The organism is Ferdinandcohnia sp. FSL W7-1320, assembly GCF_038050315.1.
Taxonomy (GTDB): Bacteria; Bacillota; Bacilli; order Bacillales; family Bacillaceae_L; genus Ferdinandcohnia; species Ferdinandcohnia aciditolerans.
Genome location: NZ_JBBPAM010000001.1, coordinates 2,672,498 through 2,694,594, shown reverse-complemented (window position 1 = coordinate 2,694,594; position 22,097 = coordinate 2,672,498). Strand labels below are relative to the sequence as shown.

The following is a 22,097-nucleotide window of genomic DNA, read 5'->3' as shown; positions in this document are numbered from 1 at the left end:
TTCTGGGTGATATTTGATAGTGTATTCATACTTTATTCCTACATGGTAGTATATTAGCATTTTATATCTATAAGTTAGGCTTCCTCCAACCATATTACTGTACCAATTAACGGATATCAAAAAAATGAGCAATAGCCGTTCTAAGGTTATTGATCTACGTTCATTCAAGTTTTTCCGTTATTTATTATGGTTTTTGTGTTTCTCAAGCATTTCCCTTAAATAATCCTCGGATTTCCCTCTTGGTATACTGAGACTCTCCCAATTGCTGTCCTTTAATAGTTTGCCGATATACACAATTTGGCCGACATGATATGAGTAATGGGCCATTTGCCTTTCAATAGCATCTATAACCAAATGACTTTCTCCTCGAATGTAAATCTTTTTTAATAAGTCTGGCTCACCTAAATCGTTAAGTGTAGCAAATAGCACTTCCCATCCCTTTTCCCAAACCTTAATTACCTCTGACTTAGAAGAAATATTGTCAATAAATTCTTCATCCCGATTACGATATTCTTTTTCCCCATCTGAAGTCAAAAAATCTGTCCATCTCGAAACCATATTCCCGCTTACATGCTTAACAATAACTGCAACACTATTAGACTCATCATTATAAGACCAATGGATTTCCTCTTCATTTAACTGTTGTATCGTCTTATCTCCAAGGCTTTTTACACTTTTAAATCGTTCAATGACGATTCTCAAATATTCATTTCCAATATTCATAGCGATCCCCCCAAATAATAGATGCTTTACATTACATTAGTGGATTACCCTGACTTCCTCTTATGACCTTTACGCTTGTCATATTCACCCCAAGCTAAAAAGCATAACCCAGCTAAAAATGTAAATGTGCAAATGTTTACTATAGTTCCCGAAACTGATGTGCCACCAATGAATTCACCAATCCACTTATAACCAATCAAAATGACTGAGATCCCAATAAAAGATATACCAATGCTGTTTTTTCCCAAAGAATCACTCCCTAGAATAAATTCCATAAACCGAACCGTTCCAATCCTATCCATATTTTAACATAAATATCCATAAAATAAATAACATTCAAATAATTCACGATACAAATACCTGGATATCCATCTTACTTTTGAAGATCGTTAAAATTCACCAAATAACATGAATATAAACATGACGAAAAATGTTAATGAAGTAAGCCACTCTTGATAGTAGCCTTTTTCATCTTTCCCCTCATGCCATTCCTCAATTCCTCTAAAGAATTATAAACAAGTAGAGAATAGAAACGTTGGAAGTATAAAAAAAGGTGTATCCATAAAATAAAATGTACTGTAAACAAATAAAAATATAAGTGTGATTTCTATGGAAACAAAGAGTTTTTTTCTCCCCTTACTTAATAAACTTTTTCTAACTTCCTTAATATGTAAAGTCCTTTTCAAATACAACTCTGACAATATAATATAAATTAAGAATATAAGTAAAAGCCCTACTATCCGTGCAGTAAAAGTCATGTATCCTACCTCCATTCGTAGAACTTACCTATTAAAAAAGTTTAATAGGTAACATGGTTGGTTATTACAATAACTTCAATAAAAAAGCATTTTTCCTTCTTAAAACCCATTTACAAAATAATACACCATTTTTTATAACATTTGTTCCCTTCTTGTTGTCCTCCAAAAGGAAAATAATCAACTCCGGGTACTTGTAACTCTTAGGAGACAATTTTTTCAGAGTATCTCGTTAAAGATTTTTTATCCATCAACCTAACTCAACGAAGTTATGGTAATATTAACCTTAAAAAATTGGAGGGATAAACGTGGATTTTCTTTCTATACTATCTTTTTTAAGTGCTGCAATCATTCTTACTTTGATGCCAGGTCCAGATAATTTGTTCACGTTGGCACAGAGTCTAGCAAAAGGAAAAAAGGCAGGTATCTTTACGACACTTGGGCTTTGTACAGGATTACTAGTACATATTACAGCTGCAACGATTGGAATTTCAGCTTTAATTTATCAGTCTGCATTTGCATTTACGGTCGTCAAATATGCAGGCGCAGCCTATTTGTTATTCTTAGCCTATAAGTCTTTCAAAGAAAAAGATACGGATCTTATCCTTAAAAACGAGGACACTTTAGACTATAAATCTCTATACAAAAAAGGGGTTATTATGAACCTACTAAATCCTAAGGTGTCTTTGTTTTTCCTAGCCTTCTTTCCACAATTTATTAACTATGAAAATGGTCATGTTTCATTGCAAATGCTTGTCTACGGCATCCTTTTTCTAATCCAAACTTTGGTTATTTTCTCGTTAATCAGTATCTTTGCTGGGAAAGTAGGGACATTTTTACGTAAAAACCCAACAATCTCTAAAAAGATTAACTATATTCAAGGTTCATTATTCACCTTAATTGGATTAAAAATTGCTTTTAGCAAGGAATAATCGATACTAATTGCACTAAAATAAAACACAAAAATAAGCAATGTCTAATATGTAGTGACATTGCTTATTTTTGTGTTTTATTTTTATTTAAACCCTATTCCTAATAAACTAGATGGCAGGTTATCTACAATATAAACATTGATCGCTACTACCATAAGTTTACTAAGTGTTTATTTTATCTATAATCAAAGGCAATTCAGATAAATCGTTAATGATAAAATCAGCTTCAACAGTAGTCCATTGAAGATCTTTTTTCCAAATCGCTTTTATCCCGACACTTTTTGCAGCTTTCACATCATTTACAGGATGGTCCCCAACAAATATGCATTGATTAGGTGAAACATTAAGTTGGTCCAACGCTCTTATAAAAATTTTAGGATCTGGTTTTCTTATTTCTTCCCATTCAGATACTAAAATCGTGTCAAAATACTTCTCTATACCAAGTGCCTTTATATTGTCCATCTGAAACTGCCCTTTTCCATTTGTAATGATTCCTAACATAATGTTCCTTCTTTTTAATTCCTTTAACATATTTATAAGATTAGGAAAAGGAACGCAATTATTTTTAAACTCACATATATAATCTTGAAGTAATTCCTCCCACGTAATATCACGAATCTCATATTCATGTAGTAATTGTTGAAACACCCTATCTTTCCATACATACCCATGATTGTCTAATTCTATAAATCTCGCTACATATTTCTCTCTTGGAATTTGACCTACATGTTTTTTTAACCTATCATATTGAGCATTTATAAACATATGAACAGATTCATCTCTATTCAACAATGTTCCATCTAAATCGAAAATAGCAGCTTTAATCATTTTCATATACCTCCCAATATAATTAATAAATATATTAAAAAAGTGCATTAATCCTTCTTAGATTAATGCACACAGTAGTTGATATAATTAATTTACATTCTCAGCTATTCTTTTAAGTTCTTTTGCACGAGTAATGATAAAGTTTGTCATATACTTCTCCAAAAATAACTTATCTGCAATAACTCCAAGTGGACCATAAGGTGACTTATACTCAAAAGTATCAATCATTAGTGTCCCACCTTTTTCTTCTTTGAATTGATGGGTATGAGTAAAGGAACGAAAAGCTCCTTTCACCATACTATCAACAAACACGATAGGCTTTTCCATTTGAGTTACTTTTGCTGTTAGCCTTTGTTTAATACCAAAGTGAGTAGCTTCCCAAGTAACAGTATCGCCAATATTTAATAGCCCTTGTGTAATTCCACCAACAGCTTTTTCTTTCGTTTTAGCAGTAGTTTCAATATGTATATCAACGTTTCTTGCAAGGTCAAAGCATACCTCCACAGGTGCTTGGATAAATTGCTTATGCTTAATAATAGGCATTCGCTATCTCCTTTTTAAGAATTATTTATTCAACCCTACTGCCACGTAGTAGTAGCTATATAATTTCAAAAATTTGCGTTAATCCGTCTTGGACTCTCGAATCTGTTACTTCCATAATACTAATCGGTATTAAAGAGTGTCCATCTTACCTTTAAAACCTATTACTGATTAAATTCTTTAAAATCATCAATGTATAGAGCTACATATCCGCAATTGGGACACACTGAAGCTTTTGTCTTTGCCGATACATTATTGAAAAGCCCTTTCCTTTTTTGACTAATTTTTAGTCCAGCAATATCACCCTCAACAGTCACTTTACAATCCTTGATCATTTCAGTTTGACAATGAATACAAATTCTTTTCATCTCTACAGGCCCCCTAATTCAATAAATTTTTAATGTTTGAACTTCGATTATTTTTACTTCCAGAACCACCAACAACTATTGGAAATGCTACATAAACACCCTCATTACTTTTTTAAGGCTAAAATGTCTAGAAAGAAAATTAGTCAATTACTGGTCTTCCCCATTTTTTAAACGATCGATATCTCTTTATATTTTCTATATAGAATGAATAATTCCTTTTAAAACCAGAACCTTATTGTGAAACTTGCTTAATTTTTTTGAAGAATATGTAGTATTCAAATACCTTTCAAATTGACACAATCCATTTTTTAAAAGGTTTGACACACATATTAGGAATTGCTAATATGATACTAACAGAACATATTAGTTATTTCTAATATGATGAGGGGGAAATGGTATGCTACAAGCGGATATTGATACGAAGGTAAAATTCCTTAGAGGATTTGCTGATAAAACACGTATACAAATTCTAGATAGTATAAAAGATCAAGAAAAAGCAGTTTCTCAGATTGTGGATGACCTTAAAGGGAATCAATCTAATATTTCACAGCATTTAGCATGTTTAAAAGGTTGTGGACTCATCGTTGGGAGACAAGAAGGAAAATACGTGTACTACAGCTTACGTAATGAACAGGTTCGTAAATTATTAATGATGTTTAATACAGTTTTTGAAGATGTGCAGAATGATGTAGCTTGTTGTGACCGTCATATGGATTAGGGAGTTGGAATTAATGGCTGATAATTGTTGTGGTTCGAATGAAGAAACCGCAGTTGCGGGTACGGAGAACACATCTTGTTGTAGTAGCAAAAACCAAAACAAGAGTTTAGAGTCAATTAGTTGTTACGGTAATAATGTTGACAACAAATCCCAAGAAACACTTGCCGCTGTTGGTAAGAAGGCGGAGTTTCGTATACACGGAATGGATTGTCCATCCTGTGCCTTGACAATTGAAAAAGGATTAAGTGGTTTGCGGGACATTCAAGACGTTAAGGTAAACTATAATACTGCTAAACTGCAAATAGTTGGTAAAAATAGTGCGTCCTTTGACCAGGTGGAAAGTGAAGTACAAAAACTAGGATATGGTATTGAACCAGTACTCCAAAACAAGAATGTAAGAATCTTCAACGTTGAAGGAATGGATTGTGGAAGTTGCGCGAAAAGTATTGAAAACCACTTGTACACTATCCCTGCAGTAAAAAGTGTAAGTGTGAATTTTTCAACTGGCAAAATGAAAATAGAACATGATAACAGTGTTGATGATATCATTTCTGAAGTTTCTAAAATAGGTTATAAAGCTTCAGTGTTTACTAGTAAAATATCAAATGAATCACCTAAACCCTTAAGTGGTAACGGTGGGATTATCTTCTCTGGAATATTGATCGCACTAGGTTTTATTGGATCCTTTACAGGCATCTCTCCCCTATACACTACACTTATGTATGCAGTTGCAATGGTTATAAGTGGGTATAAACCTGTAAAAAGTGCCTATTATTCAATTAAAAGTCGTTCATTAGATATGAATGTCCTCATGTCTACTGCGGCAATTGGCGCTGCCCTAATTGGAGAATGGTTAGAAGGTGCAACCGTTGTATGGTTATTCGCATTAGGAACTACTCTTCAAAATATGTCGATTGAAAAAACTAGAAACTCCATTCGAAATTTAATGGATTTGGCTCCTTCCGAAGCCTCTGTAAAAGTAGGATTAGAGCTCATCAAAAAACCAGTTGAAGAGGTTTCGATTGGTGATATTTTGATTGTAAAACCTGGAGATAAGATCCCACTAGACGGTGAAATTGTACTAGGGGAATCCAGTGTGAATCAAGCACCGATCACAGGAGAATCGATTCCAGTCGATAAAGAAATTGGAGATACTGTCTATGCAGGAACAATAAATGAAAGTGGTTCACTTGAGGTAAAAGTAACTAAGTTGGTGGAAGATACAACAATCGCTAAAATTATTCACTTAGTGGAAGAAGCTCAGGAGCAAAAAGCTCCAACACAAGCATTTGTTGATCGATTTGCAAGTATCTATACTCCGATTGTGTTTATTCTAGCATTAGTTGTCATGGTTCTTCCCCCTCTACTAGATTTTGGAAGCTGGAGTGAATGGTTCTACAGAGGACTTGAATTATTAGTAGTTGCTTGCCCCTGCGCCTTAGTGATTTCAACACCTGTTGCAATCGTATCTGCCATCGGAAATGCAGCAAAGAATGGTGTATTGATTAAAGGCGGTACGTTCTTAGAAAAAGCTGGTGCTATTACTGCCATTGCCTTCGATAAAACAGGTACGTTGACGGAAGGTAAACCAAAGGTAACTGAAATAATTCCCCTGGATACGGATGACGATCATCTATTGTCGATTGCTTTGACATTAGAAGAATACTCGACACACCCAATCGCAAAAAGCATTGTGGAATATGCCCAGGCTAAAGGAATACAACCCAGAAATGGTGAATTATTTAAGAGCATTGTCGGTAAAGGAGTACAAGCAACTCTTGATGGAGAACTCTATTACGCTGGCAATCTAAAATTATTTGAAGAAAAGAATGTTACGTTAGGAAATGTAGCCGAAACTGTTCTTCAACTTCAGAATCAAGGGAAAACGGTCGTAATAATTGGTACTGAGACTAAATTCATCGGTATTATTGCTGTTGCTGATACGATTCGACAGACCACTGTAAAAGCATTAAAAGGATTAAAACAGGTTGGTATTAACGAAGTTGTCATGTTAACGGGTGATAATGAAGGCACAGCTAAAATGATTTCAAAGGAAGCGAATGTCAGCCGTTATTTTGCTGACCTTTTACCAGAAGACAAGGTTGCGGCCATCAAACAACTGCAAAGTGAAGGCTATAAGGTAGCTATGGTTGGAGACGGAATAAATGATGCACCTGCACTCGCTTCTGCTGATCTGGGAATTGCTATGGGTGGTGCTGGAACTGACACAGCAATGGAAACGGCTGACATTGTCTTAATGGCAGACAATCTTGAAAAACTTCCACATACGGTAAAACTAAGTAGAAAAGCCTTGACAATCATTAAGCAAAACATTTGGTTCTCCTTAATCGTCAAATTCGTGGCTCTAGCTCTTATCTTCCCTGGTTTGTTAACACTTTGGTTAGCAGTATTAAGTGATACCGGAGCTGCAATCATTGTGATTTTAAATGCTTTACGACTTTTAAAAGTTAAGGAGTAATTGTTGAGCTATAACGTGGAGAAATTTATCATCACAGGAGCTTGAGAGTATAAAGTCATTCGCAAGTTCCAGGAAAAGGAAGAATTGTTTTTAAAAGCGGTAATAAATGTAAAAACTATCCATTTGTGTATCATTTTTAAGTAAAAAAGCGATAAAAGCATACGTAAAATTGAAATGCGTATGCTTTTTTATAGCTTGAGAGTATAAAGTCATTCGCAAGTTCCAGGAAATGGAAGATTTGTTTTTAAAAGCGATAATAAATGTAAAAACTATCCATTTGTGTATCATTTTTAAGTAAAAAAGTGATAAAAGCATACGTAAAATTGAAATGCGTATGCTTTTTTATAGCTTGAGAGTATAAAGTCATTCGCAAGTTCCAGGAAATGGAAGATTTGTTTTTAAAAGCGATAATAAATGTAAAAAATATCCATTTGTGTATCATTTTTAAGTAAAAAAGTGATAAAAGCATACGTAAAATTGAAATGCGTATGCTTTTTTATAGCTTGAGAGTATAAAGTTATTCGCAGGTTCCAGGAAATGGAAGGACTGCTTTTAAACGAGATATTGAATGTTAAAGTTATCCATCTCCCCATCCTTTCAGGTAGTTTGGCAAGATAAAACTATTCGCAAGTTCCAGAATATATTAGAAGTATTTTCGAAAACAGCTAAAATTGCCCCCTTATTCCCACAAAGACAATATTTGCTGTTAATTTTGCAATTATGGAAGTAAATTAACTAAAATAGTGAGATTTTTACTAGGATGTTAATACTTATATGCTATTACAATGTTTCTCCAAAGCATCGGATCTAGCATGTATAATTAAACTACCTTCAGACTGAATCATTTATGATTTGGTCTTTTTTTACAATAAAGTGTTAATGCTGATTCTTAAAAACACACCCCTTAGGCTTAAAACTTGCCTTTCCCTATTCACTTTCATTATAATTGAAATATACAAAATATTTCGTTACTAGTTTCATATGTTCGTTACAACAATTTACCCTCCCCTATGTTAAGACTTCATTGTTTCGATACATCTATCTATCATAATTCGCTTTATTACTTAATATACTTTTCCTGATGTTCTAGAAATCTAATATTCTATATTTCATTCAACTATGACTAGTGTAACAATGTCGTTTTATTTATTAGTAACATCTTAGTTTCTTAAACTAGATGAAATAATAAATTTACTAATTATTCACGAAGGAGAGATGTAAGTAATGGAAACTAAAGGCAATGGCAACATCACAGGATGCCCGTTTCATGGGGCTGCTACTAGTAACAAAACGAGTGGTACTACGAATCGAGATTGGTGGCCAAATGCATTAAATTTAAATATTCTCCACCAGCACGATACAAAATCAAATCCTATGGGAGAAGACTTTGATTACGCAGAGGAATTTAAAAAGTTGGATTATGATGCCCTAAAGCAAGATCTTCGTAATCTCATGAAAGAAAGTCAAGATTGGTGGCCAGCCGACTATGGACATTATGGTCCAATGTTTATTCGTATGTCTTGGCATGCTGCTGGTACATACCGTGTTGGGGATGGTAGAGGTGGCGGTGGAACGGGTAACCAACGTTTTGCACCACTAAACAGTTGGCCAGATAATGTTCTACTTGATCGAGCACGACGCCTTCTATGGCCGATTAAGCAAAAGTATGGGAATAAGATCTCCTGGGCAGACTTGCTTGTTTTAGCAGGAAATGTCGCGATTGAAGATATGGGTGGCCCTACAATTGGATTTGGCGCAGGACGCGCAGACATTTGGCAACCTGAAGAAGATGTTTATTGGGGAACTGAAACAGAATGGCTTGGTGAAAATCGTTACTCTGGCGAACGTGAACTTGAGAATCCGCTTGCTGCTGTTCAAATGGGACTTATTTATGTCAATCCAGAAGGTCCAGATGGGAAACCAGATCCAATTGCAAGTGCGAAAGACATTCGTGAAACCTTTGCTCGCATGGGAATGAATGATGAAGAAACGGTTGCACTTATAGCTGGAGGTCATACATTTGGTAAAGCACACGGTGCAGGAGATCCAAGTAAGGTTGGTCCAGAGCCTGAAGCTGCTCCAATTGAAGCAATGGGCTTAGGTTGGCAAAGTTCTCATGGCAAAGGGTATGGCCGTGACACCATCGGCAGTGGAATTGAAGGTGCTTGGACTGCGAATCCGACGCAGTGGGACAATGGATACTTCGATCTTTTATTTGGATATGAATGGTGGCTAACGAAAAGTCCTGCAGGCGCATGGCAATGGCTTATAGTAGACCCTGCTGAAGAGCATCTTGCACCAGATGTAGAAGACCCTTCTATTAAGGTTCCAACAATGATGACCACTGCAGATATGGCATTACGTCATGACCGGGAATACGAGAAAATTTCTCGCCGATTCCATCAGAATCCAGATGAGTTTGCTGATGTATTTGCTCGTGCATGGTTCAAACTTCTACATCGTGACATGGGTCCTAAGTCAAGATATCTTGGTCCAGAGGTTCCAGAAGAAGATTTCATCTGGCAAGATCCTGTACCAGCTGGAAACGCTGAATTAACAGATGCTGAAATCGCAGAGATTAAGGCAAAAATCCTAGAATCTGGACTAACAGTCAGTAAGCTTGTGACAACGGCTTGGGCTTCTGCAAGCACGTACCGCGGCTCTGATCATCGCGGTGGTGCAAATGGAGCACGCATCCGCCTAGCACCACAGAAGGATTGGGAAGTAAACCAACCGGAACAACTTGCACAAGTGCTCCAAGTATTAGAAGGCATAAAAGAAGATTTAGATATCGATATCAGTCTGGCTGATTTGATTGTTCTTGGCGGAAGTGCTGCAATCGAAAAGGCTGCACAAGATGCAGGTTTTGATGTAACGGTTCCATTTGCTCCTGGGCGAGGTGATGCAACACTAGAGGAAACAGATGTAGAAAGCTTTGACGTACTAGAACCTGTCGCTGATGGCTTCCGTAATTATCAAAAGAAACAGTATAGTGTAAGCCCAGAAGAGCTTCTTATTGATAAGGCTCAACTTCTTGGTCTTACTGCCCCAGAAATGACGGTTCTTATTGGTGGATTGCGCGTTCTCGGTACGAACTACGGTGGCACCCAGCACGGTGTATTCACTGAGCGTGTTGGCCAACTTACAAATGATTTCTTTGTTAACTTGCTCGACATGGGTGTCGCATGGAACCCTGCAGGAGAAAACGTCTATGAAGGCCGCAATCGCAAAACAGGCGAAGTTGTCCGTACAGCTACAAGAGTAGACCTTGTATTTGGTTCAAACTCTGTTTTACGTGCCATTGCTGAAGTTTACGCACAAGACGATAACAAAGAGAAATTTGTAAAAGACTTTGTTGCTGCCTGGGTAAAGGTAATGAATGCGGATCGCTTTGACCTGAAATCTGCTGAAAAGAAGAAAGCTCAACTAACAAGTAAATAATTGTTGAAAATATCAAACCCCTTCTGTGAAACCACACAGAAGGGTGTTTTTAGGACAGCTGCCCCCCACTACATCATTTGTTGGACTTTTTGATGGTATTTTTCTTTCTCTAGGATTTCTTTGATGAGTTGGTCGACTTCTTCGAGTTCAGCGCTTGGGTTTTTCCACCAGTTTCGGCTCCATATCCGGTGAATCGTCCACCCTTTGTTTTCAAGGAATTTTTGTCGGTACACATCTCTTTCTTTCGCAGATGGTGAGCTATGATACATCGCCCCGTCACATTCAATTCCGAGAATATACCTCGATTCATTTTCTGGATGCACAACCGCTAAGTCAATTCGATAATTGGACATGCCGACTTGCGTATCGACTTTATATCCCATTTCCGTTAATTGTTCATACACTTGTGTTTCAAATGGTGAATCAAAATGAAGTGCCTTCTCTTGTCGCTGAGTATTCATCTCTTCATTCAATTCTGAAAGCACAGCTCCGATTCTCTCCTTCTGTAGATTCGAAACAGCCTGCGCGTACTCTAGATAACTTTTGAAATACTTTGGTCCAACATTTTTCGTTTTCGATACATCCAGTTCATTTGGCTCAATACTGGATACAACATATATCGCTTCTTTTGAACGAGTTACCGCCACATTCAGACGGTTTTCTCCCCCCTGCTGTCCTAGCGGACCAAATCGATTATAGACTCTGCCATTTTCGGCTTTCGCATATCCAACGGAAAAGATGATGATATCCCGCTCGTCACCCTGTACGTTTTCGATATTTTTCACAAAAATTTGTTCATCTAAATCCTTCCCCATGACCTGATGATACAGGGTATTAAATTCTTCATCTTCCTCGGCAAGTGTATCTATATAATCAAGAATCTTATCCTGTTGTTTCGCGTTAAAAGTAATGATCCCAATTGAACGCGACGCATCCTTTTGAAGTAAGTCTTTCAGTAAGAGGACGACTTCTTTTGCTTCCACCTCATTACATTGATTAATCCACTTGCCATCGACTTTTCGCCATTGAATAGCTGCTGGATTCTTGAGATGTTCCACATTTGGAGCGATTTGAATATTGCCATTGTAATAGGCATGGTTTGAAAAATTAATCAATTCCTCAGATTTAGAACGATAATGCCATTGTAGCATTTTACTAGGAAACACTCGTTTTGCTAAATTTAGAAGACTTTCTGAAATTACCATATCGTCCTCATCAACATCATCTTCATCAATTTGGATACCGCCCTTAAACAGATTACTTGGAGGTAATTGCTTTTCATCCCCGGCAATAATGACTTTAGATGCCCTGTAGACAGATGGAATTCCATTTTCAACTGTTAATTGTGAGGCTTCATCAAAAATAACCAGATCAAACAAATCCTTGCCTAACGGAAATATCGCCGATGCAGTCTCAGGCGAGACAAGCCAAACGGGTAACACATCTAATAATCCGTCTTGAGCATATTTTTTTACAAGCTTTCGAACTGGCCATATTTGTCGCTTCTTTCCAGTTTGGTAGATGATGTCCTTTATTGCTTTAGAATGCTGTTCCTTCACTGATTCAAGGGCTTTAATTAAGCAATTTTGCAAAACTTTAGCTGAAAGTTCTTTCTTTTCTTCTAAAAGATCCTTAAACCTTGAGCGTAATCGGTGAAACTCTTCCGTTCCAATCTTTGTCAGTTCTGGATGCTTACGTTCAATTTCATCAATCCAGTAAATATAGGCAGATTGCTTAGTATTTTCAACCCACTCTTTCGCAAGTTCACGGTTAAGCTGGTCTTTACTTTTATCCTTTAATTCATCAATGAGCGACTTGACAAAAGGCATACTCTCAACATAGATTCTGTCCATATTGCGAAGGTCATCAAAATCCTGAATCACATATTCCTGCTGTTTTTGGAATTCGGGTAATGGAATATCCCCTTTCGAAATTTGCTCCTTATATTTCTGCAACTTTTCATCCTTAAAATATGGAGATAACTGTTTCATTTCGTTCGCCATGTCAGTTGACACATTTGAAAGTTCATACAGGATTCGTAAACTTTCCCTAAGCTTTGGCCACTCTGTCGAAGATAAGCCCTTAAATTTGTCGCCTACGATTAATTCTTCAACAATCGTTTTTCCTGTAAAGGAAGTCCACCACCAAAGTCTTAGTTTCTGAAGTGTCTTTTTCTCCTGAGGATTTAAGTCCTCATATATTTTTTCGAGTTTACCGCCAACCTCCCAGCTATACTCCGGAGTAATCTCGTCCTTTTCAAAATGTTCTAGGTATGTAATGCTTTTCTCAGCCTTCTCAGTGACCTTCTTATGAATCTCAACAATGGTCAAACGGTCCTTTATTTCGAGTTTTGCAAACGATTTACGGTCTTTTAGTGGATAGTTTTCCTGTCCAAATCGGCTAAAATAATCACCATATGAAAAGATGGTTGTTAAGACTTCTTCTAAATTATTCTTATTTAAGTCATTAATCACAGCCGTTAAGTTAAGAATGACGTCTTGTTGATTAACCGGTTTACCAAGACCGTACAAGTCGTAAGCTCGATATCCATGAGGTTGTGCTTCATACAATCCCTTTGCAATTGCATCCAGCTTTTGCTCACATTTTTCAATTTTTTGTGAAAGTTGTTCATATTGAACCTCTAGTTCTTGTACAAATTCATCTTTTACTAACCGATTATGAAGCTTTCGGTAAAGACTAGTACGGTCCGTTTTTTCATCATGTAATAGACTTACACTCGCTGAAAGCCCTAAGCTGTCGAGTCTTTGATAAACCACATCTAATGCCGCACGTTTTTGACAGACTAATAATACCTTCTTTTTATCAGCAATCGCATTCGCAATCATGTTAACAATGACCTGTGATTTTCCCGTACCGGGTGGCCCATGAACGACCATGCCTTCGATCTCTTCAATCGAATTGATGATTTCCTCCTGGGATGCATCCGTATCAAGGACAAAAAACTTTTCCTTTTCATCTTTTTGGACTGTTTCAACTGATTTCGATTGACCTTCACCGAGATTATCGGTTGTAAAGGCAGAGGAAGATACTTCCCCAACATTCATCAATTCCCCTGCTAATCCAAAATCAGAAACGCCGTCTTCCATTTGTTGCAGGAAGTCCTCATAGTCTTTTAAAATAGCCGAGTTTCCTTGTGGAAAATGACCGAGAATCGCATAATTATCTAATTGAAACTCTCCCTTTTTAAAGGATGGGATGAGGTCAGAAGTCAGATTTTGAAAGGATTCAAGATCTTGAGCATTTGACCAGTTGATATTAATGTTGTATTTTTTTAGCCACGTTAACCATCCTAGAAAATTCATTTGAGAAGATTGTTCAACTGCCTCATCATACATCTCATCAGGTACATAGAAATTGCTCATTTTTTGCATCGCTAAAAAGAGTGGGCGATTTAACATTGGCTCGGAATCTTCCATTGGATGAAGAACCCATTTTGTTCCATGTTCTTTAACCCTTTCTAACTTTACAGAATGGAGGAACAAAGGAGCCCGTATGTACGTTCCATCAAGCATCGCACCACTTATGAACGGATAGCCGATATATAAATCATATAATCCTGTTTCGTCCTCGATCGATTTTAAATTCCGATAAAGGGTTGTCAATTTCCCAGACAAAAGTAGAGATTCTTCTTCATTTACATTCTGTTTCACTAGTTCAACGTTTCGACTATTTTTAATCAGCGCATCTAAGATATCTTGAGGATTTTTATTGAGTTTACCTACTTCGCTTATATCAAAATTCCATTTGTTATATATCTTTAACATACGAATGGACCGATTCCGCCGACTAATGTCATTCAACCGATCCTTTAAAATCGTTAATTTCTCTTTCAATTTAGATCACCTTATTTTTCAGTTCGTTCAAATACATAGTTTCATTATATACTTCTTTTTGCAAGAATATTTCATCAAGATGGGAAATTGTGGCTGTTTTGAGGAAATGGTATAAAAAGCTCAGGGCATATGCTCTGAGCTTTTTTTGCTATTTTAGTTTAGGAATCTATTCCATTCAATCTTCGGCCGACGTATTTTTTCCACCAAATATTGTATTCCATATAATATATAAGCTTTGTAATGTATATATAGAAAGAACTGAATATAGGATAGCCGATGTAAACGGAGGATTTTAATTTTTTTGAGAAAAGGCATGAACAAAAACGCAAAAACTGCATGAGCGATTGTATTCAGCAACACATACATTTTAAAATTTCCAAACGAAAATCGAAGGAGCCAGATCGACACTGGAAAATATGGCCCAATGTCAAAAGGTAGTTCATCCCTTAGAAATGATTTTGGCTTATCATAAAACACCCAAAATTTCCGTTTATGTCCAATTATATGATTTAAAATTTCAAATATAGTTATGATAATACTTGCTAACGAATACCGTTTGATGCGGTGCTTACCTACTAATAGTAAAGATAACCACGGAATAATGATCATCGCTAAGTTAAATACGACGTGACGTCTTGATGCCATAAGTGAATTTCACCTCGACCTGGATTATTTATACTATCTTAAAATGTCCAGATTTGAAAATAAAATCCAATTATTATTAGCATAGATATTTCTGATTTATTATTTCTTATAAATCAAAAGTCAAAATTATCTGGGTCTGGCCCTACGCGAAGATTTTGATTCAGTCCATGAATAACATCCATTTCCTCATTCGTTAATTCAAAATCAAAAACATTTGCATTTTCGATAATTCGATGTTCTTTTGTAGACTTTGGAATGGTTACCACTTCGTTTTGCAGATCCCATCGTAAAATTATTTGTGCAACTGATTTATTATGCTTCCGCGCAATTTCATGCAGTATATCATTATCTAGCAATTGGCCCTGCATTAATGGTGACCATGCTTCAAGTTGGATACCATTTCGCTTACAAAACTCATGTAAATCATTTTGAGATAATCGTGGATGATATTCTACTTGATTGATCATAGGTTTAATTTCAGCATCTTTCATGAGTTCTTCAAGATGGTGAATTTGAAAATTACTAACCCCTATGGGGTACGGAAACGATTCGAGGATTGAGGGGCCACACAGGGAATAATTTACATTCTATTATTCACCCTCTTTTTCCTCCATTTCCTTTAGCTTGCGATAAAACGCTGCCTGACTAACCTTTGTAATGGCACATATCTCCTTTACCGTTTTATCTGTTGTCTCTCGTAATTCAATGGCATGGTTCATTCCTGGATGTTTATCCGTATATTTTTTTACTCTTCCTCGATATTTGCCCTTTTGCTTGGCCAATTTAATCCCAGAACGTTGCTTCTCTTTAATCATTTCTCGATCTAGCTCACTAAATGCTGCCATTACAGTTAAAAAGAATTTACCAGTAGGTGTCCTTGTATCAATTCCTAAATTAAGGATAACAAAGTGGATGTTCCTTTCACGAAGCTGTTCAACCAGTTGCAGCAACTGAACAGTGTTTCGACCAAGACGATCCATTCGAGTCACAACTAAAGTATCACCAGTAGCAATTTTGGAAAGAAGTTCGTCCAATTGTTGCTTCTGTTTAGAAACACCACTAATTTTTTCCTTTACAATTTCATCTACTCCAAATTTTGTGAGTTTTTCAACTTGGGTATCAAGGTTTTGGTCTTGTGCACTTACCCGTGCGTATCCATAGATCATATTTCGTCCTCTTTTAATATGTATTTTTGATAGGTGTTATTGAGAGTCTATCAAGCTAATGATATCAAGGAACCAAAATTATATCAATAGGGTGTACCTTATTGATAAGAAATGGATGATTGGTTTTTACCGTTCAGTCCATAAATTATTACTTTACTCCAGAAAAAACACCCTATGCATAAAGAAAGAGTGGAATTCTTATTGAGATGTGCCCGATCATGAAAGAAATTAATTTTAAAAGGTTTTCCTTTACAAATTAAGAAAGGATATGTATGACAATTTTATAACCGTAATCGGGTCTTCATAATTATCAAAACCATACAATAATCAACAAGAAATTGATAACCTGTTGAATAGCTGTTGATTGACAATAAAGTTATTTAAAACTGCAAATCCTGTTATTCCATTAATTACGGATTGTGGAGGAGATCCACTGAAGATAATTGGGAATTTATGACAAAATATAAAGAGGGTTATGAAATAATCTAATTAAAAGAGGTTAATGGAACAAGAATGTTCCAAAATATATAGGGGGCCAAGTTCTGTTAAAGAATACTCAACTTTTGGCAGAACCTCCTTATGCATCTTATGCGTTAATATACGGTATTATATAAGTAAAACAATTGGAGGCGATTGTATGAAAGGCTGGCTATTTTCAGGTACAAATAAACCACTAGAATTAATTGAAAAAGAAGATCCACAAGCGATTCCAGGTCACGTTGTGATAGATGTGAAAGCTGCTGGTTTATGCCATTCGGACGTTGCAGCATTACAAGATCCGGGTTGGATGCCACTTTTCCCAAATGGTCCTGTTATTATGGGGCATGAGTTTGCCGGGGTAGTTATTGAAGTGGGTGAAGGTGTAGAAGATATTAAAGTTGGAGACCGCGTCGGGGCTAACCCAATGAATAGAGAAACAAAAGTAACTGCTGGGTATACCTATGACGGCGGGTATGCAGAAAAAGTACGTGTACCTGCAGCTCAATGCGTAATCATTCCTGAAGGCGTTTCCTTTGTAGAAGGAGCTGCTTCAACAGATGCAGGTATCACAGCTTATCGAGCTCTCTTCAGTATTGGACAAGCAAAAGAAGGTACAAAATTAGGAATTATCGGTATCGGTGGACTTGGTCAGTTTGCATTGCAAATGGCGTTGATTAAAGGTTGCGAAGTGTACGCTACTGATGTTTCTCCAGAAGCTCGAAAACTTGCTGAAGAACTAGGGGCTAATAAAGTTTTCGATACTATTCTAGATATGAAAGAAGCGGAATGTGACGTTATTGTTGACTTTGCTGGTTTTGGACAAACAACTGCAGATGCACTGGAAGCTGTAAGAGCACAAGGAACTGTTGTAATTGTTGGTATGGGTAAATTAGAATCCAATATCAATACTTATTTAATGATTACAAAAGAAATTAAGCTTCTAGGAAGTAATGGTGGGTCAGTAGAAGACTTAAAGGGTGTATATGATTGCTTCTCTACTGGAAAAATGAGTCCAACTCTTATCACAATCCCATTTGAAGAGATCGACAAAGGCTTAGAAAAACTCAAAAATCATGAAGTAAAAGGCCGTTTAGTAGCCGTATTTGAATAAATATAAGTTTTCTTTGTAACAAAGGTTGGGACAAAACTCTCCTCTGAAATGAAATAGCCTGTGAAATTTTACAACAAGGAAAATTTCACAGGCTTTCATATTTTTAAAATAAAATTATCCTTACTTAGGTTTCTGATTACCCAAATTTGCACCATTATCATGCTTAAATGTTTGGCCTTTAGAAGGGGCAAATTCTTTCGCAATCTCTTGTTGGCTTTTCGGTTGTGATTTCAATTAAGCAAACGCATTAGACATTCTACTTGCTTGACTGTTTGTAGGAAGGAACTCTTTGGAAATCTCTTCTTGGCCCTTCGGTTGTGATTTCAATGAAGCAAAGGCATTTGACATTCTACTTGCTCCTAGTTTCGATTGACCTTTATTTGTCTGACCACTCTTTTTATTTTTCTCATCATCAAATATTTTCAATGTCATCATCTCCTTCGTATTTAATATGAGAGAAGACGAATATAATTATGTCAAGAAAGGTTTGTCAAAACATCTAGTCGCTGAAAATCTTTTATTGTGCATTATTCAATTCGATATTTTTTGCATTTTTTCATAAATTCGTCTTTATCGATACAACATAAACCCATAACGTTAGTTTCGTGTTTTTCAATATTCCACAATCGGGCGCATATCTATTGTGCTTTTTTCAGTAATAGGCCAGATATCGGAATAAGAATTATCAATAACCTCCTAAGTACGCGGGACATATGATGAATTTATAATCAAAGGTCTTTGGAGGAATGTTTCAATGAATAACACTTTTTATATATCCCCTTATTATTCGAACGCTTATTATGGTCATGGGCCAATATGTAATCATGGTAATATGTTTGATCCTGGCTATGGAAATATGTCGTATGGAATGCGCTATGCAAACCAATATTGGCCATATCCAAACACTCAAGGATATACTGGTACCATATTAAATGACTATGGAAAAGAACCTTTTGTAGTGAATATTAATCAGGCTGCTAGGCAAAACAACACATTCCGAACTACTATATGGACTGGAGATAATCTGCAAGTGACCTTAATGAGTACCAATGTCGGAGAAGATATTGGTCTAGAGGTTCATCCTGACGTAGATCAATTTTTACGTATTGAGGAAGGTCAAGGATTTGTACAAATGGGCGAGAGTAGAGATCAGTTAAACTTTGTAAGGCATGTATATGATGACTCTGCTATTATGGTCCCTGCTGGCATGTGGCATAATTTAACAAATACGGGAAATATCCCGTTAAAACTTTACACAATCTATGCACCACCCGAGCATCCATTTGGCACTGTGCATAGAACAAAGTCAGATGCCGAAGCTATCGAAGGTTAGAGACCTATGGTCTTCTGGAATCGGGCGCGATTGTGGCATAAGGATTTGATTTTTAAACGACTTTATTGTTACTTCCATAATCAGTAACTTCACAAGAAATTAAGCAACTTTATTTTTACACCGTCCACATTTGCGAACGGTGTAATGCGTTTTTTCAGCTTCAAAATTAAACAATTTTATTATCATTACACAATAGCTAGGTTTAATTCATAAAAGACGGTGCAGCTTATATTTAGCATAAAGTTACCATTAATAATATCGCCAATGTTCCTCATCCTATAAAGGAAAAATATATTTGGAGGTAATTTCATGGCACAATTAAGAGATATCATGACACCAAATGTTCTTACAGTTAACGAAACACAGACCGTACAGGAAGCTGCAGCGTTAATGAGCAAATATAATATCGGAGCTATCCCAGTAATAAATAACAGCAGGCAAATTGTTGGAATTGTAACGGATCGTGATATTACCCTTCGTACGATAGCACAAGGAGAAAATGCACAAACTCCAGTATCTCAAGTTATGACTGCACAGCAAATCGTACAAGGTACACCTGATATGGATGTTCATCAAGCAGCAAATTTGATGGCACAGCAGCAAATTCGCCGGTTGCCGGTAACTGAGAATGGACAAATTGTTGGAATAGTTGCGTTGGGTGATCTAGCCGTACAAAATCAATATGCAAACGAGGCAGAACAGGCACTACAAAGCATTTCAACTCCTTCCGCACCTCAACAATAATAAGGGGTTACTTTTATTGCATAAATAATTATTAGTAGAGGCCTCGATCTGTAACACTTTTTATAATAGAAGGGAATCTCAGGTCTTTAGTTAATCCAGAAAAGTTCTGTCATGGTTGGTCATCTCACTTTTTTAAGTTTTGGGAAATTTCGTTTTATAGCTGGATATATTATTTTAAAGAAGACGGAATTGTATGAGATTTCAAGACAAAGTAGTTAATGTTACAGTTGCAGTAAGCGGTATCGGGAAAGAAGTCGTACGAAAATTAGCTAACGCACAAGTTGAAAGTTGTATTAGTTGAAAGGAAGACACAATCAAAGCCGTTCAAGCTTAGCTTGGTTTAACAGAAGAAAATAGCTTAGCAGTAAAAGCAGATGTTTCTAATGAAGAAAGTGTTAAAAATTAAATAGACCAAACAATCTCTAAATTTGGTCGCATTGATTGCTTTGTAAATAACGCAGGCGTTGAGGGTCCAGTTAAACCACTTGAAGAAATTACAGAAAAAGAATTTGATTTCGTTTACGGAAATAACGTAAAAGGCATACTTTTCGGTCTTAAATACGTATTACCGATAATGAAAGCACAAAAATAGGGTGCAATCGTCAATACTTCATCAGTAGCAGCTAATAACGATTCAGTACCAATGAAACGCTATGGGAGCCTGAAGAAGTAGCTAAGTAATTGCGTTTTTACTTTCTGACGAAGCTTCTTATGTAAGCTCATCTTCATTCACTATCGATGGTGCTCTATATAACGTGTAATTAAACGAATAACGATCGCTTGGGCTTTCCTATAAGGATCCTTCAAGGTAAAAATCCTCCAAAATGAAAACGCACGAATGTTGATAACTGCATTCGTGCGTTTTGTTTTTCTTAGTAATTCAGATGAAATACCCCTTTTGGAAATTAACTCTGCTTTGTTTTTCCTTTTAAATAAGAGACACCTAATAACAAAAATGGAATAGGAAGCAGGACAATCATATATGCGTATATATCTAACGTTTTATCTAGCCGATAATGTTCTTTTGACAAATAGTAAGTACCTAGAAATACGAGTAAAACAAGCCCCAAAAACCAACCTCGCTTTATCCACTTTGAAGAAACCTTTGATTCAACTATGTCGTAAGCGATTCGAAGGTATAGGCTGCAACGTATATATGTTCCTACTGCCATTAATAGTAAACCATAAATATCAAAACGATCAATAAATCCCAAACTAATAATTCGTACCGGCTCTAATGCCGGATATACGAAATTGTCAGCCTGCCCTAATCCGAAAATTGTTATACTGCCGGTAGTTGTTGAAAACATCATTAGTGCATTCAACAAGATTCCAATACTCCATAGTAAAAACATTCGTTTTTCACGAATGTTTTGAATGGGCACACATAAAAGTAGCAACAATTCAATCCATATACTAGTGAGAAGCAAAGATCCCCATAATATGGGACTCCAACCAAACTCAAACATGGGTTGAAGCTCACTCCAATCTTTCATCCTCGTGTCCAATAGAGTGACTGTATGCCCTGACACCATAGCAATTATGGATAATACACCAGCCGTTAAGGCGATTCTTTTCATACCTTTTATAGCTACATAGACAAAAAAGATCAAAAACCAAACGAGTATAGCCAACAGAGGGGTCTCAGGCAAAAAAGCAATATAGACGAAATCAACTAACAGAGCAAAAGAGAAAATGGTTAAAAATAAAAAGTAGATAATGAAAACCACCGTAAGCATTGTTCCAAAAAATTTCCCCAATAAATTGTGAAGCATATCAGAGATATTTTCTTTTGGGTATTTAAGCCTCAAGCGATAAATGGAGATTGCAAATATAAATGCTACCGGGAGTGATAGAAATATGGAAATCCAAGCATCTCTTCCGGCAACATCGAGCATTAACGGGAGAATCACGACATGTCCCATGATTGGAAGTGTCATTACTAATAAAAAAAGTGTCTCCCATTTTGTTAACATGACT

The 22,097-nt window shown here is 36.3% G+C and carries 18 protein-coding genes and 1 pseudogene; 8 read left to right on the top strand and 11 right to left on the bottom strand.

The features are described 5' to 3' along the window. Positions 1-177 precede the first annotated feature (177 nt). The 3 genes from NST91_RS13490 to NST91_RS26310 all read right to left on the bottom strand — a co-directional run bounded on the left by NST91_RS13490 (position 178) and on the right by NST91_RS26310 (position 1,220). Complete coding sequence (locus NST91_RS13490; RefSeq protein ID WP_341331547.1) at positions 178-723, bottom strand: DUF1572 domain-containing protein; 546 nt, start codon at positions 721-723, stop codon at positions 178-180. 44 nt (positions 724-767) lie between these two features. After that, positions 768-971, bottom strand: a complete 204-nt coding sequence (locus NST91_RS13485; RefSeq protein ID WP_341331546.1) for a hypothetical protein — start codon at positions 969-971, stop codon at positions 768-770. 141 nt (positions 972-1,112) lie between these two features. Then, positions 1,113-1,220: a hypothetical protein gene (locus tag NST91_RS26310; RefSeq protein WP_440272594.1), complete on the bottom strand. Its 108-nt coding sequence runs from the start codon at positions 1,218-1,220 to the stop codon at positions 1,113-1,115. A 566-nt stretch (positions 1,221-1,786) separates the two neighbouring features. Here NST91_RS26310 and NST91_RS13480 point away from each other — a divergent pair. Next, positions 1,787-2,410, top strand: coding sequence for a LysE family translocator (locus NST91_RS13480; protein ID WP_341331545.1), 624 nt, complete (start codon positions 1,787-1,789; stop codon positions 2,408-2,410). 162 nt (positions 2,411-2,572) lie between these two features. On the opposite strand, the gene NST91_RS13475 is transcribed toward NST91_RS13480, so the two are convergent. The 3 genes from NST91_RS13475 to NST91_RS13465 all read right to left on the bottom strand — a co-directional run bounded on the left by NST91_RS13475 (position 2,573) and on the right by NST91_RS13465 (position 4,146). Then, positions 2,573-3,238: an HAD family hydrolase gene (locus NST91_RS13475; RefSeq protein WP_341331544.1), complete on the bottom strand. Its 666-nt coding sequence runs from the start codon at positions 3,236-3,238 to the stop codon at positions 2,573-2,575. An 87-nt stretch (positions 3,239-3,325) separates the two neighbouring features. Further along, a complete protein-coding gene (locus tag NST91_RS13470) occupies positions 3,326-3,781 on the bottom strand; it encodes an SRPBCC family protein (protein ID WP_341331543.1) in 456 nt (151 codons plus the stop codon). A gap of 161 nt (positions 3,782-3,942) precedes the next feature. Next, a complete protein-coding gene (locus tag NST91_RS13465; protein ID WP_341331542.1) occupies positions 3,943-4,146 on the bottom strand; it encodes a nucleic acid-binding protein in 204 nt (67 codons plus the stop codon). A gap of 397 nt (positions 4,147-4,543) precedes the next feature. Here NST91_RS13465 and NST91_RS13460 point away from each other — a divergent pair, with 397 nt between their 5' ends. From NST91_RS13460 to katG, 3 genes are all read left to right on the top strand, one after another. Then, complete coding sequence (locus NST91_RS13460; RefSeq protein WP_341331541.1) at positions 4,544-4,864, top strand: ArsR/SmtB family transcription factor; 321 nt, start codon at positions 4,544-4,546, stop codon at positions 4,862-4,864. Positions 4,865-4,877: 13 nt separating this feature from the next. After that, entirely contained in the window at positions 4,878-7,343 is a 2,466-nt protein-coding gene (locus NST91_RS13455) for a heavy metal translocating P-type ATPase (RefSeq protein WP_341331540.1), read from the top strand. Between the two features lie 1,224 nt (positions 7,344-8,567). After that, a complete protein-coding gene (katG, locus tag NST91_RS13450) occupies positions 8,568-10,784 on the top strand; it encodes a catalase/peroxidase HPI (protein ID WP_121446064.1) in 2,217 nt (738 codons plus the stop codon). Positions 10,785-10,852: 68 nt separating this feature from the next. On the opposite strand, the gene NST91_RS13445 is transcribed toward katG, so the two are convergent. From NST91_RS13445 to NST91_RS13435, 3 genes and pseudogenes are all read right to left on the bottom strand, one after another. Then, positions 10,853-14,638: a PDDEXK-like endonuclease domain-containing protein gene (locus tag NST91_RS13445; protein ID WP_341331539.1), complete on the bottom strand. Its 3,786-nt coding sequence runs from the start codon at positions 14,636-14,638 to the stop codon at positions 10,853-10,855. Positions 14,639-15,396: 758 nt separating this feature from the next. After that, positions 15,397-15,816: pseudogene (pgoN, locus tag NST91_RS13440) on the bottom strand (glyoxal/methylglyoxal reductase); the annotation flags it as partial. Positions 15,817-15,873: 57 nt separating this feature from the next. Further along, positions 15,874-16,449 (bottom strand): recombinase family protein, encoded by a 576-nt coding sequence (locus NST91_RS13435; RefSeq protein WP_066417344.1) that lies wholly within the window; start codon positions 16,447-16,449, stop codon positions 15,874-15,876. A gap of 637 nt (positions 16,450-17,086) precedes the next feature. On the opposite strand from NST91_RS13435, the gene NST91_RS13430 reads away from it, so the two are divergent. Then, the gene (locus NST91_RS13430) at positions 17,087-18,040 is read left to right on the top strand and encodes a zinc-binding dehydrogenase (protein ID WP_066417341.1); all 954 of its coding nucleotides are present in this window, start codon (positions 17,087-17,089) and stop codon (positions 18,038-18,040) included. Between the two features lie 234 nt (positions 18,041-18,274). Here the strand turns inward: NST91_RS13430 and NST91_RS13425 are convergent, their stop codons facing one another. Beyond that, complete coding sequence (locus NST91_RS13425) at positions 18,275-18,466, bottom strand: hypothetical protein (RefSeq protein WP_341331538.1); 192 nt, start codon at positions 18,464-18,466, stop codon at positions 18,275-18,277. A gap of 328 nt (positions 18,467-18,794) precedes the next feature. On the opposite strand from NST91_RS13425, the gene NST91_RS13420 reads away from it, so the two are divergent. The 3 genes from NST91_RS13420 (at position 18,795) to NST91_RS13410 (ending at position 20,709) form a co-directional block, all read left to right on the top strand. Then, a complete protein-coding gene (locus tag NST91_RS13420; protein WP_341331537.1) occupies positions 18,795-19,373 on the top strand; it encodes a cupin domain-containing protein in 579 nt (192 codons plus the stop codon). 309 nt (positions 19,374-19,682) lie between these two features. Further along, complete coding sequence (locus NST91_RS13415; RefSeq protein ID WP_066417336.1) at positions 19,683-20,117, top strand: CBS domain-containing protein; 435 nt, start codon at positions 19,683-19,685, stop codon at positions 20,115-20,117. A gap of 406 nt (positions 20,118-20,523) precedes the next feature. Further along, positions 20,524-20,709, top strand: a complete 186-nt coding sequence (locus tag NST91_RS13410; protein WP_333482940.1) for an SDR family NAD(P)-dependent oxidoreductase — start codon at positions 20,524-20,526, stop codon at positions 20,707-20,709. Between the two features lie 313 nt (positions 20,710-21,022). Here the strand turns inward: NST91_RS13410 and NST91_RS13405 are convergent, their stop codons facing one another. Next, entirely contained in the window at positions 21,023-22,093 is a 1,071-nt protein-coding gene (locus tag NST91_RS13405) for a GerAB/ArcD/ProY family transporter (protein ID WP_121446060.1), read from the bottom strand. Positions 22,094-22,097: the final 4 nt, after the last annotated feature.

Bases quoted from the DNA above. Each gene is read 5' to 3' on its own strand.
- NST91_RS13465 (WP_341331542.1), bottom strand. From the start codon at position 4,146: ATGAAAAGAATTTGTATTCATTGTCAAACTGAAATGATCAAGGATTGT.
- NST91_RS13455 (WP_341331540.1), top strand. From the start codon at position 4,878: ATGGCTGATAATTGTTGTGGTTCGAATGAAGAAACCGCAGTTGCGGGT.
- NST91_RS13460 (WP_341331541.1), top strand. From the start codon at position 4,544: ATGCTACAAGCGGATATTGATACGAAGGTAAAATTCCTTAGAGGATTT.
- katG (WP_121446064.1), top strand. From the start codon at position 8,568: ATGGAAACTAAAGGCAATGGCAACATCACAGGATGCCCGTTTCATGGG.
- NST91_RS13430 (WP_066417341.1), top strand. From the start codon at position 17,087: ATGAAAGGCTGGCTATTTTCAGGTACAAATAAACCACTAGAATTAATT.
- NST91_RS13470 (WP_341331543.1), bottom strand. From the start codon at position 3,781: ATGCCTATTATTAAGCATAAGCAATTTATCCAAGCACCTGTGGAGGTA.
- NST91_RS13435 (WP_066417344.1), bottom strand. From the start codon at position 16,449: ATGATCTATGGATACGCACGGGTAAGTGCACAAGACCAAAACCTTGAT.
- NST91_RS13475 (WP_341331544.1), bottom strand. From the start codon at position 3,238: ATGATTAAAGCTGCTATTTTCGATTTAGATGGAACATTGTTGAATAGA.
- NST91_RS13415 (WP_066417336.1), top strand. From the start codon at position 19,683: ATGGCACAATTAAGAGATATCATGACACCAAATGTTCTTACAGTTAAC.
- NST91_RS13420 (WP_341331537.1), top strand. From the start codon at position 18,795: ATGAATAACACTTTTTATATATCCCCTTATTATTCGAACGCTTATTAT.
- NST91_RS13490 (WP_341331547.1), bottom strand. From the start codon at position 723: ATGAATATTGGAAATGAATATTTGAGAATCGTCATTGAACGATTTAAA.
- NST91_RS13405 (WP_121446060.1), bottom strand. From the start codon at position 22,093: ATGTTAACAAAATGGGAGACACTTTTTTTATTAGTAATGACACTTCCA.